This window comes from Bradyrhizobium sp. OAE829, from assembly GCF_040546575.1.
Classification (GTDB): domain Bacteria; phylum Pseudomonadota; class Alphaproteobacteria; order Rhizobiales; family Xanthobacteraceae; genus Bradyrhizobium.
Window position 1 is genome coordinate 7,695,693 of record NZ_JBEPOE010000001.1, and the last position, 16,080, is coordinate 7,711,772.

Genomic DNA, 16,080 nt, shown 5'->3' on the forward strand with positions numbered 1-16,080 from the left:
GCCTTTTTGATTAGTAACGAAGCGGCCAGTTCACCCACATTCGCCTGAGGTCGTGCCATGCGCCGACCAGGCCGCGCGGCTGGAAACGCAGGAACAGGATGATAACGAGGCCGTAGAGCATGCTCTTGAGCTCTTGCGCACCGATCGAGAACAGCGCGTCCATCTGCGCGCTGAACAGGCTGAAGGCCAGCCGGGTCGCTTCCGGCAGCAGCACGATCAGGATGGTGCCGAGCACGGCGCCGAGAGCCGAGCCGAGCCCGCCGACGATCAGGATCGCCAGCGCCTCGATCGAGAGCAGGAACGGAAAGCCCTCGACGCTGACGAAGGACAGATATATGCCGTACAGCGCGCCGGACAGACCAGTGATGAAGGAGGAGGTGACGAAGGCGAACAGCTTGTAGGCGTGCAGATTGATGCCCATGACGCGGGCGGCGGTGTCGTTGTCGCGGATCGCGACAAAGGCGCGGCCGACCCGGCTGCGGCGGATGTTGAGCGTCGCAAACAGCGTGAGGACGGCAAAGCCGAGGCAGAGGTAGGTGAAAGCGGCGTCGCTGTCGAAGCTGATGCCAAAAATCTCCGGCCGCTGCACCGAAATGCCGCGGGCACCGTTGGTCAGCCACCGCGCTTCCAGGATCACGGTGTTGATGATGAAGGAGAAGGCGAGCGTGGTGATTGCGAGGTAAAGCCCCTTCAGTCGCAGCGACGGCGCGCCGACGATAAGGCTGGCGAGCGCCGGCACCACGCCGGCGCCCAGGAAGCCGACCAGCGGATGCATCTGGTATTTGGAAACCAGGACCGCATAGGCGTAGGCGCCGGTGACGAGGAAGCCGACGTGGCCGAGCGAAATCAGGCCGGTGTAGCCGGTCAGGATATTCAGGCCGAGCGCGCCGACGACCGTGATCAGGATGATCATCAGAAACGACAGCGCGTAGGAGTTCAGCACAAAGGGCGCGACGATCAGGCCCGCGACCAGCAGTGCCGACCACAGCCACACCGGCGGCGAGTCGACGAGGGTGACGAGTTCGCCGTAGGTCTGTTTGAAATCACCGGTGCGCATCGTGCTAAACCCTCTCGATGTCGCGTTCGCCGAAGATGCCGAACGGGCGGACCATCAGCACCACGATGATCATGGCAAAGCCCGCGACCTCCTTCATGCCGGAGCCGAGATAGCCGCCAGCGAGATTCTCGGTGATGCCGATCAGGAGGCCGCCGAGGCCGGATCCAAGCACAGCGTCGAGGCCGCCCAAGATGGTGGCCGGAAACGCCTTCAGCCCGAGCTGGAACATCGCCGGTGACAGGTCGTAGGACAGCGCAAAGAATACCCCGCCGATCCCGGCGATCACGGAGGAGGCCGCCCAGGCCAGCGCATGGACTTTGGTCGCGCTGATGCCCATCAGGAGTGCGGTACGATCGTCGGCGGCCACCGCGCGCATCGCGACGCCGACCTTGCTGTAGCGGAAGAACGCCCAGATTGCCGCCAGCAGCGCCAGAAGTGTGACGATGACCGCAATCTGTCCAGTCCGCGCGCCGATCGACCCGATCCGCACGATGGTGCGGCCGAAGCCGACATCGAGGCCGTGCGGGTAGGCGTCCCAGATGAAATTAATCGACGAGCGCAGGATCACGGCAAGGCCAATGGTCACCATCACGGTGGCGAACACCGGCTCGCCCAGCATCGGCCGCATCACCACCCGCTCGATGATCAGGCCGAGCACGACGGCGGCAAGGATCGCGCCGATCGCGACGACGAACATATTGCCGCTGACCGTGGTCGAGATGGTCCAGGCGATATAGGCTGTGATCATGGTCATCTCGCCCTGCGCGAAATTGACCAGGCCGGTGGATTTGTAGATCACCGCAAAGCCCATCGCGATCAGGCCATAGATGGCGCCGATCGCCAGGCCCGATATCACGAGCTGCATGAAATACTGCATCAGACCTCCGCCGGGTAGATGATGGCGAGTTCGCGCGCGAACTTCTTCTCGATCATGGCGCGGCGAACCTTCTGCGTGGCGGTGAGCTCGCCGTCGTCATGATCGAGTTCTTTCTCGAGGATCGCAAAGCGGCGGATGTTCTCGACGCGGGCAAAGCGCTTGTTGGTCTCGCCCACGATGCGCTCGACGAGGTCATGCACTTCGGGCAGTTGCGACAGCGACTTGTAATTGGTGTAGGCCAGCGCCTTGTCGCGCGCCCAGCGGCCGACATTGTCGAAGTCGACCTGGATGATGGCGCCGAGGTATTTCCTGGCCTCGCCAACCACGATCGCTTCCTTGATGAACTCATAGTCCTTGAGCGCATTCTCGATCTCGGAGGGCGCGATGTTCTTGCCGCCGGCGGTGATGATGATCGCCTTTTTGCGGTCGACCACGGTGATCTCGCCATTGTCCATGATTTCGACGATGTCGCCGGTGCGCAGCCAGCCGGCGGCATCGAGCGTCGCGGCGGACGCTTTTTCGTCGAGGAAATAGCCTTTGAACACGCCGGGATTGCGCAGCAGGATCTCGCCGTCGACGTCGAGCTTCCATTCGGTATGAAGCAAGGGGAGACCGCAACCGCCGAGCCGGTGATGGCTGCCGGTCTGGATGAAGGCAACGCCGCCGCTTTCGGTTAGGCCGTACCCTTGCGACACCGGGCGGCCGACGATGTCGAAGAAGCGCAGCGTCTCCGGCGAAATCGACGCGCCGGCGCAGAGGCGATGACGGCTGCGGGCAAAGCCGAGATGACGCTGGATATTGCGGAACAGCAGGACGTAGAGCAGCGCGTAGCCGAGGTGGTCGAACCAATTTGTGGTCCCGGCCTGCCGGCGATCCGACAGCTTGCGGCCCCAGGCCATACAGGCTTTGACGAAGTGCTGGCGCAACTGGCCGCTTTCGCCGAGCCGGAACAGGAAGCCCTGTTGCAGCTTTTCGTAGATGCGGGGAACACCGACGAAGAAGGTCGGCGCGATCTCGCGGATGTTGAGCGCGACGGTATCGATCGATTCGGCAAAGCTGACGGCACCGCCGAGCACCAGATGCGTCACCTCGCCATAGCAACGCTCGGCGACATGACACAGCGGCAAATAGCTCACCGCCTCGAACGGCTTGTCTGCTATCCCGACCGCGTCGGCGTATATGTAGGCGGCATAGACCAGATTGCGATGCGTCAGCATTGCGCCCTTGGGCGGGCCTGTGGTGCCCGACGTATAGACCAGGATCGAGACGTCGTCGGGGGAGGCTTGCGAAATCAGCCGATCGAGCGTCGCGTTGGCTTCGGGGTTTTCCAGAGCATAGGCCCGGCCGCGCTGACACAGCGTGTCGAACGACATCAGCTGCGATTGCCGGTACTGCCGAAGGCCCTTCATGTCAATGCAGACGACGGCCTCGAGCGCCGGCAGGCCGCCATTGTTGGCCAACGCGTCCAGCACCTTGTCGGTCTGCTCCTGGTCGCCTGAGATGACCACCCGCGCGCCGGAGTGGCGCACGATATATTGCAGCTCGACCCAGGGATTGGTCGGGTAGATGCCGACCGCGACCGCACCGATCATCTGGACGCCGAGATCGGCGTAAAACCATTCCGGCGTGTTCTCGCCGGCGATGGCGACGCGGTCGCCGGGCTTGAGGCCAAGGGCAAGAAGTCCGAGGGCGACCGAACGCGCCGTCTCGTAATAATGGCTCCAGGAATAGGGATTCCAGATGCCGTATTCCTTTTCGCGCAGCGCGAGCGCGTCGCCGTGCATCGCGGCGCGCTGGCGCAGTAATTGCGGAATGGTGATCGCGGCGGTTTTCAGGGCAGTCTGCAGCGATCCGGCATCGTGTGCGGACGACGCGCGCGCCGGATTTGATGGCGTCGCGGCATGTTCGGTTCGCAGGCTTTCGATCACCGACATCACGCGTGTACCCCGGCTGCGGTTTCCGCGCGGTGGCCGCCGAGATAGGCTTCCGTGACGGCCGGATCGCGCCGCACTTCGGCGGGCGTGCCTTCCGCGATCTTGCGGCCGAAATTCAGGACATGAACGCGGTCGGAGATGTCCATCACGATCCGCATCTCGTGTTCGATCATCAACACGGTGATGCCAAGCTGGTCGCGGATATCGAGCACGAAGCGGGCGATATCCTCGGTCTCTTCCTGGTTCATGCCCGAGACCATTTCATCGAGCAGCAGCAGTTTCGGCTCGCAAGCGAGCGCCCGCGCCAGTTCGACCCGCTTCTGCTGGCCGTAGGACAGCGTGCCGACGACGGCGTCGCGGATGGGTTCGATCTCGAGGAATTCGACGATGTGCTCGACGCGCTGGCGGGCCTCGATCTCCTCGCGGCGGGTGCGGCCGAAGAAGATCACGGCATCGAGCACGTTGGAGCGCAGATGGGTGTGCCGGCCGGTCAGGATATTCTCGACCACGGTGCCGTGCTTGAACAGCGCCAGGTTCTGAAAGGTCCGCCCGATGCCGATCGCGGCGAAGCGCGAGGGCGAGACGGTCGCAAGGTCGACGCCGCCAAACAGGATGCGGCCGCCGCTTGGCCGCAGCACGCCGGAGATCATGTTGAACAGCGTGGTCTTGCCGGCGCCGTTCGGGCCGATCACGCTGCAGATTTCACCCGTTGTCACGGTAAGGCTGACATCGGCGACGGCCTTGAGGCCGCCGAAGCTCTTGCTGAGGTTCTGGACGCTGAGCAGGGCGGTCACGACAGCCACCTCTTGCGCCGCTTGTAGTGCTTGACGTCGCGCAGGCTCTTGCGCCCCGAATTGGAGACGCCGAGATAGAATTCCTGCACGTCCTCATTCGACGCCAGCTTCTGCGCGGTGCCGTCGAGCACGACGCGCCCGGTTTCCAGGATGTAGGCGTAGTCGGCGATATCGAGCGCGCGCTGCGCGTTCTGTTCGACCAGCAGCACCGTCATCTTCATCTCGTCACGCAGTTTTGCGATCACCTCGTAGATGCGGTCGATGATGAGGGGCGCGAGACCCAGCGACGGTTCGTCGAGCGCCAGCAGCACCGGATCGGTCATCAGGGCACGGCCGATGGCGAGCATCTGCTGCTCGCCGCCGGACATGTAGCCGGCGATCTGGTCGCGCCGCTCGAACAGCCGCGGAAACAGCGCGAATACTTTTTCGCGGCGCTCGCGGGCTTCGGCTGCGGTCTTGGTGTAGCCGCCCATCTGCAGATTTTCGTCGATGGTCAGCGCCGGAAACACCCGGCGGCCTTCCGGAACCTGAACGATGCCGCGCCGGACCAGTTCATCAGGGGCGAGGCGATGGATTTCCTCGTTGCGGAAGCGGATCGAGCCGTTCTCGATCACGCCTTCCTCGGTGTAGAGAATGCCGGACATCGCCTTCAATAGCGTCGACTTGCCGGCGCCGTTGGAGCCGAGCAGGGCGACGATGCCGCCTTCAGGCACGGCAATGCTGACGTCGCGGATCGCCTCGATGGCGTTGTCATAGACGATGCGGATGTTGCGGAATTCGAGCAGGCATGACGGATCGGGCGCGGCCTGCGCACCGCCGATATTGGCCTGCGTCGGGATCGTTGTCGGCATCTTCAGGCCCGGCTCGGCTGCGGCACGCGCGGCCGCTGTGCCAGGATGGCGTCGGTGACGATCTTTGCGGTTTCGGCGCAGGCCTGGGTGCCGCCATTGCCGTATTGCTTGACCGCGTCGCCGACGCACCACAGGCCCTTGATACCCGTCTCACGCGGCAAATCGTAACCGGCGCAGCTGCGCTGGGCCGGCCAGTCGTCGCGCATCACTCGGGTCGACAGGATTTTGGCTTGTGCAAAATTCGGGAATTGTTCGCGCAGATCCGTCAGCGCCAGTTCGACCTCGGCGTCGGAGTCGAAATCGCCGAGCGCCGGGATCGGCACGGCGTAGGCGACATAGAGATGCCAGCCTGATGGCGCCAGTTCGGGGCAGGTTGCGGTGAGGTTGGCCATGTTGCAGAGCCGCCGCGTCTTGCCGAAGGTCACGATGCCGGGATGGGAGATCAGTGGCTCGCGGCTGGCGATATTGATGACGATGTTGGCAGCCGGCTTGAGGCCGGTGCGCACTTGCTCGACATAGCCGGGCGGGAAGGCGGCTTCGCCCGCGAGTACGACGGTGGTCTTGGGGCCGGCATTGCTGATGACGAGATCAGTTTCGATCCGCACCCTCTGGCCGTCGCGAACGACGGTGACGCCGTCGACGCGACCATCGGTGGTGTGGATCTGCACCGCCGGAGTCGACGACCAGATGTCGCCATTGCGTTTAATCGCGGTTGCGAGCGCGTTCCAGACGCCGATCGTGCCTTGCGGGCAAAATCCAAAACGCTTGAAGGCGCCCTTGCTGGTGAAATAGGTCAGGAAGGCGCGGGCCGGCAGTTCATTGGCGTTGCAGGCGAAGATCGCAGCGCAGAGATTGCGGAAGATCGCGTGCACCGAGGCATTGCTGGTGTAGCTTTTGAGCCAGTCCTCGGTCGATTGCCGCCCATCGGGTAGGTTGCCGGAGCGGGCGTCGGCGAATTTCTCCAGGATGCGCGAAGCCTGCTTGGTCAGTTGCCCCAGCAGCAGCGACCAGCCGCCGCGACCGACATCGATCAGCTTGCCGTCGATGAAGAAGGAACTGGCGGGCTCGGGCGTGCGGATATCGAGCGGCGCGCCGACGGTATTGAAAGTCTCCTCGAAGACCCCGCCGAGTTCGATCGCGATGGCGCCGATATTGACCGTAAAACCGTCGATCTCTTCGGTCGAGGCGCGCCCGCCGATCCGCTCCTTGTCGTCAACGACGAGGGTATGGAGCCCGGCATGGGACAGGCGAGCCGCGGCGCAAAGCCCGCCGGCACCGGCCCCGATCACGACAGCATCCGCACGAACGACCGTCATTCCACCTCCCAAAGCGCGCTGCCCGGTTGATCCGGGCTGTCCTGGATTTGGGTCATTCTATTATAATCCGACTGGCCGTTCAAACAATTTTTTGCGATAAGGGGGAAGTGGTCGATCGGCCGCAGGCCCGTGCAGGACCGGCGGGCCGGCCGAAGCTTCGAGAAAGTAAAAAAGGGCCGCTGAATCAGCTAAGCATGCCCCTTGGGAATACGAGCTAAAGCTGAATGGAAGCGGGCAATATCCGATGGCGCGAACACGCTCTGAAAATTACGACGGCATCCATCTCGGCATATTGACCAATGCCGCCCGGCTGTTTTCGGCGCAGGGCTATATGCGCGCCTCGATTGCCGACCTTGCGGACGCCTGCAAGCTGTCGCGCGGCGCGCTCTATCACTATTTCGACTCCAAGGAAGCGATCCTGTTCGCAATCCTGGACGCCCATATACGGGAAATGATCGAGCACGTCGAAACGGCCGTCGCGGCCGGCGGCCCGACCCTGACGCAGTTTCAGAACGTCATTCGCGCGATTGTCGAAGTCAATGCCAAATCGCCATACGAGCAGCGCGTACTGATTCACGATCTGTCGTTTCTGAGCGTGGATGAGCAGAAGATCATCAAGGATCTCGAGCGGCAGCTGGTCGATATCGTCACCGATCTTCTGCTCAGGCTCGATGCCGAGGGGCGGGTCGTCAAGCGCACCAAGAAGATCTACACGATGATCCTGTTCGGCATCATCAACTTCACCTACACTTGGTACGATCCCAAGGGCGCGATCGGTCCGCAGGAATTTGCGGATATGGCCGTCGAATTGTTCTTGCATGGGTTCGCGCCGGGAGGAGCTGCGAAGGCCGTCACGACGAACCGGCGAGAGAAGGCTTAGCTTTGGGCGCGTTACTCGGTGGGTATCCAGCCGCTTGGCATGGACCCATCTGCTTCGCGACGGTTGGCATTCGATGGGGTGCAAGCTAGAAGTTGATCAGGCACCGCCATCATGCACGGAGAGGCGAGATGTTGACCATCACCGCGATTATCCGGGTCAAGCAGGGCTGCGAGGCCGCCATGCTTGAGGCGCTGCTCGATGTTGTCAGTAGCGTGCGAGCAAATGAGCCGGCGACGATCGGGTACTATGTGTCGCAGGATGCAACGGATCCGCGTGTGTTCACGACCTACGAGCGCTACCTGGATCGAGCGGCGATGGACCGGCACAACAATTCCGATGCCGTCGCGCGCTTCTTCGGCATCGCCAAGCCCATGATCGACGGCGACGTGACGCTCGTGACCTGTACGGAACGTTCCGCCAAATCCAGCGACTGATGAACCTATCCGGTCGCGCGGGGTAAGCTGCCGTTTGCCGCGATCTCGGCGGACATCTGCTCGATTGTCTTGCGATGCTCCATGGCGGCTCGCCGGATCAGCGCAAAAGCGGCCGGTTCGGCGACGGCGTGCGAATGCATCACCTGAAGCACGGCAGCGAGTACGACTCGACGCGAGCGAAGGCGCTCTTCCAGCTTGACGACTTGCTGCTTCAGCTCGTTGGTACGTTCGGCCCGCTCGAATGCCAAGACCAGCGCGGCGTAGATGCCTGCGGACCGCAGCGGTTTGACGAGAAACGACGCCGGGTCGAGTTCCAGCACCAGTTTCAACCGGCTTGGCGTCTCCGTGCCTAGCAGGGCGATGACGGGGCATCGTCCGGGCAAGGCCCGTTGCGCGGGTGAGGCGAGCGGCAGGAATTCATCGTCGATCAGCGCCACGTCCGGGCGGCATTCGAGGGCGTCACCCGTTTCCCATGTAAAGATGTCGATACCCAGGCGTTCGAACTGTCGCCTGACGATCGACAGGTCACGTTCGTCCTTGACGGCGACCAGCGCTCTGCGCCCGCGGAGGGAGAATGAAGAAGGCTTACTCATTTCACCACCCGCAAGTGAGGCGCAATCGGCGAAGCTTCGGCCCTTGATGTTTCGCGAGCAGGTCCGGCGGCGACATCGAGCTGCGTCAAATAGGGATCCGGCTTGACCGGCGCGTCTGCTTCCCAGAAGAGATCAAACTGTCCTTGCGCGTTGGAGACGGCCAGCCGCGGCGTAAGGACGCAATGGTTGTTGTCACCGTCGATCCAGACCGGCCCTTGCGGTGAGTTATAACGATAGCCTGCGGCCGCACGCCGGACTTCACCGATGCTGGAGGTGCCAGCCCGACTGAGCGCGCGCGCCAGCAGGTAGACCGCGACATAGGCGGATTGCCCGTCGACGGAGGGGCTGCTTGCTTCACCGTAGCGCGCTTTCCAGCGCTGGACGAAAGCCCGGTTCTCGGGCAGTTGGATGCTCTCGAAATAGGCCGATGACGTGATACATCCGGCAGATGCAGGTCCGACGATCTTGAGTTCCGGTTCGCAAAGGCTGCAGCTCAGCATCGGAATTTCGAGGCGGGCTGCAGTGGTGGCGGCGTGAAACGCGCGGATGAAATCATAGCTCGAACTGCCGACCAGCGTGTTGAAGACTACGGGCGGCTTGCGGCGCACGATTTCGTCGACGATGTGCTCGACCGCGCCTTCGCCCAGCTCCAGCAACCGTTCCGCAAGAATGCTTCCCTGTGCCGCCGTCACCAGTTCGCGCGTGACGCGATTGGTCTCCCATGTCCAGACATAGTTGGATCCGACGCAGAAGACGTGCCGCGATATGTTGTCGAGCATGTACCGCACAAGCGGCAGGACGTTGTGGTTGGGGGACGCTCCGACATAGATGACATTGTCGGAACACTCGAATCCTTCATAACGCGCGGGATACCAGAGCAGGCGATCTGTGCGTTCGACGATCGGCAGCACCTGCTTGCGCGACGCCGACGTATAGCAGCCGATGATGTGCTCGACGCCGGTATTGCGTATCAGGTCGTCACAAACCGTGTGATACTCAGAAATGACGCCGCGGGGATCGCGCACATGCGCCGTGAGCGAGAAATCGAAATCAGGGTGATTGTTGATCTCGTCGACCGCCATCAGGGCGCTCTTGAGGATCTCGCGCCCCATGGCGTGGTAGGGGCCGGACTGCGAACATATGATGCCAACTGGAACCGATGGCTTGGTCATTGATGACTTTCGACGGAGCGACGCCTTGAGGAACTTATCATCGCCGATGCCAGTGCAGGAAGTCTTGCTTATTTGCTGCGCATGAGGCCTGCGAAATTTGTGCATCCTCGCTCGTTGACAATGTGCAGGGCAGGAACTTAGACTTTCTTCCACAGGGCTTCCTGTCGAACCTTGCTTGCTTTGATCGGGCCGATGACGTCCCGATCCCTGCTTTCGGTGCTCCGTTCGATCCAGGGTCCATGCGATAGATCATAGCCGCGGCATCAGAGCCATTCGTCACCTCATTCTGAGGGGCGGGTGGCTCTTTTTCTTTTGCCGCAAAGGAAGTTGGCGATGCATGCGTGTCGTCAAGCCGGTGACGCATGCACGGTAATCGGGCCGTGGATGCGCGGGACACCACGGGTGGGGGACGACAGGCCATGCCAGCGACAGATCTTTGTTACCTCGGGTTGGTCGAGGTCGGGCAGCAGATACACGCGAAGAAGCTGTCGCCGGTTGAGGTGACGAAGGCGATGCTCGGCCGGATCGAGCGGCTCGATGGCAAGCTCAAAAGCTACGCTTATGTCATGGCTGATTCCGCGCTTGCGGAGGCGGCTGTTGCCGAAAAGGAAATCGCGGCCGGCAAGATCAAGGGGCCGCTGCACGGCGTGCCGGTCGCGATCAAGGATCTGTGTTGGGTCAAGGGTGCACCGGCCGCGCATGGCATGACCATCCATCGCGGCTTCCGCCCCGACGAGGATGCCACGGTCGTCGCGCGTCTGAAGGATGCGGGCGCGGTCATCCTCGGCAAGTTGCAGCAGACCGAAGGCGCCTACGCCGATCACCACCCCAAAATCGATCCGCCGAAGAATCCGTGGAACGCGGAATTGTGGACGGGCGCATCCTCGAGCGGCTCAGGTTCTGCGACAGCGGCCGGCCTTTGTTTCGGATCTCTTGGAACCGACACCGGTGGATCGATCAGGTTTCCTTCGGCGGCCAACGGCATCACGGGGCTGAAGCCAACCTGGGGACGGGTCAGCCGCTACGGCGCATTCGAACTCGCGGCAACGCTGGATCATATCGGGCCGATGGCCCGCAATGCGGTCGATTGCGGTGCAATGCTTGGGGTAATCGCAGGCCAGGATGCCAAGGATACCACGGCAGTGCCGTTGCCCGTGCCGGACTATCTCGCAGGCCTGCCGGGCAATCTGCGGGGAGTTACGATCGGCGTCGATCGGCGCTGGACCAGCGAAGGCACCGACGAGGCCGCAAGCAAGGTCTTGAGCGAAGGCTTGCGGGCTGCGGCCGAGCTTGGTGCGAAGATCATTGAGGTCACTTTCCCGGACTCCAAGGCCGTCATCGATGACTGGTTCCCGCTTTGCGGCATCGAGGCGGCGGTGGCGCACGAGGCGACCTATCCGTCGCGCAAGGACGAATATGGCCCCGGACTTGCGGGACTGCTCGACCTTGGCCTTGCGCAATCCGGCGCCGATTATCAGAAGATCGTGCTGCGGCGCGAGGCGTTTCGCGGCGCAGTGCGGATACTGTTCGAGACGGTAGATTTCATCGCCGTACCAGCCCAGGCCTTCGCCGCCCCGACGCTCGCCAAGATGGCTGCGCTTGGCGAAGACGCGTCGCTGATTGCCGGATTGCTGCGCTTTACCTGTCCGTTCGACATGACCGGAAGCCCGACCATCACGCTTCCGGGCGGCTTCGCGCCAGGTGGTGGTCCTGTCGCGTTCCAGTTCGTTGGCCGCCACTTCGATGAAGCGGGTCTCGTCCGAGCCGGCGACGCGTTCCAGCGCGTCACCGATTGGCACACCCGCCATCCCGCGCTCTGATCAAAGGAACCGTTCGCATGACAGCAGAAGATTGGTTGACGAGTTCCATCATGGCGAAGCGAGCCGTCGCCAAGGGTGTGGCTGGCGCACGGCATAGCCTGACGATCGAGGAGCAGGGAAACTTTCACTACGTCTACGGGCCCTACGCGAAGCCGACCTTGTCGATCGATCCCGGCGGCGTCGTCGTGGTCGAAACCGAGGATGCGTTCGGCGGTGCGCTCACGAGCGAGAGCGACAGCCCCACCGCGAAGTTGAACTTTCCGTACCTCAATCCGCAATGCGGTCCGATTGCGGTCAAGGGCGCAAAAAAGGGCGATTGCCTCGCGGTTTATATCCGCGACGTCGAGACGCGCGGCGAACAACCGGCCGGAACGACCTGCATCATCCCCGAGTTCGGCGGGCTGGTCGGGACCAGTTCCACGGCGATGCTGAATCCGCCGCTGCCCGAACGTGTCCGCAAGCTGCATGTCGACAGGAACGGCGTGCGATGGAGCGACAAGATCACGCTGCCCTACGAGCCGTTCATTGGCACGATTGGGGTGTCGCCCGAGATCGAGGCGATCTCCTCCCTGCAGCCGGACTATCACGGCGGCAACATGGACCTGCCCGACGTCGGCCCCGGGGCCGTTCTTTATCTGCCCGTGCATACCGAGGGCGGGCTTCTCTACGTCGGTGACTGCCATGCAACACAGGGTGACGGCGAACTCTCCGGTGTGGCGCTTGAGCAGCGCGCGACGGTCACACTCCAGGTCGATCTGATCAAGAACTGGAGCTTCGCCTGGCCGCGTCTGGAGACCCGCGACTTCATCATGACGATCGGCAGCGCACGCCCGCTCGAGGATGCGGCGCGCATCGCCTATCGCGAACTCACGCGATGGATGAGCGCGGACTACGGCTTCGACGAGATCGACGCGTACATGCTGCTCAGCCAGGCTGGGCGAATGCGGCTCGGCAACATGGTCGACCCGAAATACACGATGGGTGCGTCGATCCTGAAAAACTATCTCAAGGCGTGAACTCCACCAGCTTTCAACGAAGGGGATACTTTTATGAAGTCAGGACATCTGCTCAGATCTGCGCTTCTCGGTGCCATACTCGGGGTGGCGGCATGCGGTGCCGCCCAAGCAGCCGAGCCTCCCTTGAAGATCGGCCTGCTCGAAGACGTCTCCGGCGATCTTGCGTTCATGGGCATGCCGAAACTGCGCGGTTCACAGCTTGCCGTCGAGGAAATCAACAAGAAGGGCGGCATTCTCGGACGGCAGATCGAGCTCATCCATCTCGATCCGCAGGGCGATAACGCCCGCTATCAGGAGTTTGCGCGGCGTCTTCTCAGCCGCGACAAGGTCGACGTGCTGATCGGAGGCATCACGTCTGCTTCGCGCGAGGCCATCCGGCCGATCATCGACCGAACGACCACGCCGTACTTCTATACCAACCAGTATGAAGGCGGCGTGTGCGATGCCAGCATGATCAGCATGGGGGCGGTGCCCGAGCAGCAGTTCTCGACGCTGATCCCCTGGATGGTAGAGAAGTTCGGCAAGAAGGTCTACGTCATCGCCGCCGACTACAATTTCGGTCAGATCTCGGCCGAGTGGAACCGGAAGATCATGAAGGACCTCGGCGGCGAGGTCGTCGGAGAAGAATTCATTCCGCTTGGCGTTTCACAGTTCGCGCAGACGATCCAGAACATACAGAAGGCAAAGCCGGACTGGATCTTGACGATCAATGTCGGCGCAGCCCAGGACTCGTTCTTCGAGCAGGCCGCCGCAGCCAAGCTCAACCTGCCGATGGGGTCGTCGATCAAGGTCATGCTCGGCTTCGAGCACAAGCGGTTCAAGCCGCCGGCGCTCAACAACATGCATGCGACCGCGAACTGGTTCGAGGAGATCGATACGCCCGAAGCCAACGATTTCAAAAAGCGCTGGCGCGCGAAATTCGCCGATGAGCTCTACATCAACGACATGGGCTACAACGCCTACAACACCCTCTATATGTACAAGATGCTGGTCGAGAAGGGGAAGTCGATCAAGCTGGAGGATATGCGCAAGGTGATCGCGACAGGCGAAGCCTGCATCGAAGCGCCCGAAGGCCAGGTTTGCATCGACCCGAAGAGCCAGCATACGTCCCACCGCATGCGTTTGATCTCTGTTGGGCCCCAGCATGAGGTCAAGGTCGAGAAGGACTACGGAACGATCAAGCCGTATTGGCTCGGTGAGATCGGCTGCGACCTCACCAAGAAGAATGACAAGGATCAGTACACGCCCAGTCATCTTCCCAAGAAGTCGTGACACGTTGATGGGCACGAATCTTGCTCCCGCAAGAGTGCCCATTCGCGTCATGAAGTGGAACTGCATGGGCGCCGCAACGATGCGGCGCCATGAAGGGGCAGGAGGACAGGATGTCGGCTGAACTATTCTCGGTATTCTATCAGTTCGCCGACGTCTTCGCGTTTCTGATCCTGTCTGCAGCCGGTCTTGCCATCGTGTTCGGCATGATGGGCGTCATCAATATGGCGCACGGCGAATTCATCATGTGCGGCGCCTATGTGACGGTCGGACTGGTGAAGCTCGGCGTGCCGCTCCCGATCGCGCAAGCGCTTGCTGCGTTGACGGCGGGATTGATCGGCGTTGCCGTCGAATACCTCGTGGTCCGGCGCTTCTACAAAAGGCCGCTGGATTCGCTGCTCGCGACCTGGGGCCTCAGCCTGATCGTCACACAATCGATGCTGCTGATCGTCGGGTCGTCGATCACGGGCATCGGCACGCCGGAGGGCAGCTTCGCAATCGGCGGCTATACGTTCTCGACGTATCGCCTGGTGCTGTTTGCCTGCGCGGTCGCCGTGTTGGTCGGTCTCTATGTGACCTTCATGAAGACGCGCTTCGGCGTGATGGCGCGCGCGACGATGCAGAACGCCGCAATGGCCAGGGCGCTGGGAGCTCGCACGGGGCGCATCTATGCGATCAGTTTCGGCATCGGCGCTGGGCTCGCGGGTCTTTGTGGCGCGCTTTACGCACCGACCATGACGTTGATCCCGACGATGGGTGCTACGTTTGTGGTGGAGAGCTTCGTCACCGTCGTCGTCGGCGGGGCAAATGTCCTGCTCGGAACGGCGCCGGCCGCCGTGTTCCTGGCAATCATTCGAATGGCCTTGAATGCGAGCTATGGGCAGATTATCGGCCAGATCGGCATGCTGTTTGCCGTCATCCTGATCATTCGCGTCCTGCCCGAAGGCATTTCCAGTGTGTTGGTCCGTCGTGGCCGCTAATCGGGAGAATTGATGTTCAAGTTACTTGATGGTTCGCAGACCCTGGGAAGAGGACCGACGTTTTGGTCCTGTTTCCTCGTCGTACTGGCAGCCGCGCTGATCTATCCGGTCTTTGCGGACTCCTATGATGTCGGCAACTTCTCCTATTTCCTGATCTGGATTTTCATGGCGCTCGGTCTCTGTCTGATGTGGGGATATGGCGGCATGCTATCGTTCGGCCAGACGCTGTTTTTCGGCATCTCCGGTTATGCTTATGGCGTGCTGGCCATCAACATGGGAGGCGGGTCGGCGACGATCGCCGCACTCATCCTGTCGATCATCATTGCGATGATCGCGGCGGGCATCCTCGGCTATTTCATGATCTGGGGCGGCATCAACGGCATCTTCTTCGGAATCGTAACGCTGTCGGCGACGCTGGTGCTGGCGTTCTTTCTGGGACAGACGGCCGGGCCGGAATGGCACATCGGCCCGGCGCGGCTGAACGGCTACAACGGCATGAAGGGCATGGACCCGCTTGCCATCGGCGATTTCTATATCGAGGGTTCCGCGCTTTACTACCTCATGGTGGCGTTGATCGTCATCGTTTACCTCGCGCTGCGTATGCTGGTCAATTCGCGCATCGGCAACGTGATCGTTGCCACGCGCGAGAACCCGCAGCGCGCCGAAATGCTCGGTTACGATGTCCGTAAATATCAATTGCTCACATTCATCATCGGAAGCGGGCTCGCGGGCCTGAGCGGTGCCCTCTATACATCCTGGGGCCAGTTCATCACCCCATCGAGCATCGGGTTGCCGGCGGCGGCCATGCCGATCGTGTGGGTCGCATTTTCCGGACGAAGCGATCTGACCGCGACGCTGGTGGGCTCGTTCCTGCTGCTGTTCGGCTTCCAGACCATCACGGTTTATAGCCAGCAGGCCGCGCTGGTGCTGATGGGAGGCCTTCTGCTCGCCACCGTGATGCTGGCGCCGCAGGGCTTTGTGCTCGGTGTCGGCAAGTTCGTAGCGGATCGATGGAGCGCGCGCCGGCGACGCGGCTCAAAACTCGCCCTGGCGGACACCAGCCGCCTGCAACCGGAAGAGACCTGAT

Annotated in this window: 15 protein-coding genes; 7 read left to right on the plus strand and 8 right to left on the minus strand. The window is 62.0% G+C overall.

The genetic code is table 11. The annotated features are described in order from the left end of the window. Window positions 1-10: 10 nt before the first annotated feature. From ABIE49_RS36480 to ABIE49_RS36505, 6 genes are read right to left on the minus strand one after another with little or no spacing between them, the layout of a single operon-like run. Entirely contained in the window at window positions 11-1,057 is a 1,047-nt protein-coding gene (locus ABIE49_RS36480) for a branched-chain amino acid ABC transporter permease (RefSeq protein WP_192734647.1), read from the minus strand. 4 nt (window positions 1,058-1,061) lie between these two features. Next, window positions 1,062-1,934: a branched-chain amino acid ABC transporter permease gene (locus ABIE49_RS36485; RefSeq protein WP_192734648.1), complete on the minus strand. Its 873-nt coding sequence runs from the start codon at window positions 1,932-1,934 to the stop codon at window positions 1,062-1,064. After that, window positions 1,934-3,868: an AMP-dependent synthetase/ligase gene (locus tag ABIE49_RS36490; protein WP_192734649.1), complete on the minus strand. Its 1,935-nt coding sequence runs from the start codon at window positions 3,866-3,868 to the stop codon at window positions 1,934-1,936. Before ABIE49_RS36490 ends, ABIE49_RS36485 begins: the two co-directional genes overlap by 1 nt. Continuing rightward, a complete protein-coding gene (locus ABIE49_RS36495; protein ID WP_192734650.1) occupies window positions 3,868-4,662 on the minus strand; it encodes an ABC transporter ATP-binding protein in 795 nt (264 codons plus the stop codon). Before ABIE49_RS36495 ends, ABIE49_RS36490 begins: the two co-directional genes overlap by 1 nt. Beyond that, window positions 4,659-5,513 (minus strand): ABC transporter ATP-binding protein, encoded by an 855-nt coding sequence (locus ABIE49_RS36500; RefSeq protein ID WP_354067158.1) that lies wholly within the window; start codon window positions 5,511-5,513, stop codon window positions 4,659-4,661. The genes ABIE49_RS36495 and ABIE49_RS36500 overlap by 4 nt, the downstream gene beginning before the upstream one ends. Before the next feature lie 2 nt (window positions 5,514-5,515). Next, window positions 5,516-6,829 carry a phytoene desaturase family protein gene (locus ABIE49_RS36505; RefSeq protein ID WP_192734651.1) on the minus strand — a complete coding sequence of 438 codons (1,314 nt, stop codon included), beginning with the start codon at window positions 6,827-6,829 and terminating at the stop codon, window positions 5,516-5,518. A 244-nt stretch (window positions 6,830-7,073) separates the two neighbouring features. On the opposite strand from ABIE49_RS36505, the gene ABIE49_RS36510 reads away from it, so the two are divergent. Further along, the gene (locus ABIE49_RS36510) at window positions 7,074-7,709 is read left to right on the plus strand and encodes a TetR-type transcription factor C-terminal domain-containing protein (RefSeq protein ID WP_192734652.1); all 636 of its coding nucleotides are present in this window, start codon (window positions 7,074-7,076) and stop codon (window positions 7,707-7,709) included. A gap of 128 nt (window positions 7,710-7,837) precedes the next feature. Next, the gene (locus tag ABIE49_RS36515; protein ID WP_192734653.1) at window positions 7,838-8,143 is read left to right on the plus strand and encodes a putative quinol monooxygenase; all 306 of its coding nucleotides are present in this window, start codon (window positions 7,838-7,840) and stop codon (window positions 8,141-8,143) included. A gap of 5 nt (window positions 8,144-8,148) precedes the next feature. On the opposite strand, the gene ABIE49_RS36520 is transcribed toward ABIE49_RS36515, so the two are convergent. Together ABIE49_RS36520 and ABIE49_RS36525 are read right to left on the minus strand one after the other, a co-directional pair. After that, window positions 8,149-8,736: an ANTAR domain-containing response regulator gene (locus ABIE49_RS36520; RefSeq protein WP_192734654.1), complete on the minus strand. Its 588-nt coding sequence runs from the start codon at window positions 8,734-8,736 to the stop codon at window positions 8,149-8,151. Next, entirely contained in the window at window positions 8,733-9,908 is a 1,176-nt protein-coding gene (locus ABIE49_RS36525) for a transporter substrate-binding domain-containing protein (RefSeq protein WP_192734655.1), read from the minus strand. Before ABIE49_RS36525 ends, ABIE49_RS36520 begins: the two co-directional genes overlap by 4 nt. A gap of 419 nt (window positions 9,909-10,327) precedes the next feature. Here ABIE49_RS36525 and ABIE49_RS36530 point away from each other — a divergent pair, with 419 nt between their 5' ends. The 5 genes from ABIE49_RS36530 (at window position 10,328) to ABIE49_RS36550 (ending at window position 16,079) form a co-directional block, all read left to right on the plus strand. Next, window positions 10,328-11,728: an amidase gene (locus tag ABIE49_RS36530; RefSeq protein ID WP_192734656.1), complete on the plus strand. Its 1,401-nt coding sequence runs from the start codon at window positions 10,328-10,330 to the stop codon at window positions 11,726-11,728. Window positions 11,729-11,745: 17 nt separating this feature from the next. Then, window positions 11,746-12,744 (plus strand): acetamidase/formamidase family protein, encoded by a 999-nt coding sequence (locus tag ABIE49_RS36535; protein ID WP_192734657.1) that lies wholly within the window; start codon window positions 11,746-11,748, stop codon window positions 12,742-12,744. Between the two features lie 33 nt (window positions 12,745-12,777). Then, window positions 12,778-14,016, plus strand: a complete 1,239-nt coding sequence (locus ABIE49_RS36540; protein WP_192734658.1) for an urea ABC transporter substrate-binding protein — start codon at window positions 12,778-12,780, stop codon at window positions 14,014-14,016. Window positions 14,017-14,126: 110 nt separating this feature from the next. Beyond that, window positions 14,127-14,993 carry an ABC transporter permease subunit gene (locus ABIE49_RS36545; protein WP_192734659.1) on the plus strand — a complete coding sequence of 289 codons (867 nt, stop codon included), beginning with the start codon at window positions 14,127-14,129 and terminating at the stop codon, window positions 14,991-14,993. Between the two features lie 12 nt (window positions 14,994-15,005). Further along, window positions 15,006-16,079, plus strand: coding sequence for a branched-chain amino acid ABC transporter permease (locus tag ABIE49_RS36550; protein WP_192734660.1), 1,074 nt, complete (start codon window positions 15,006-15,008; stop codon window positions 16,077-16,079). Window position 16,080: the final 1 nt, after the last annotated feature.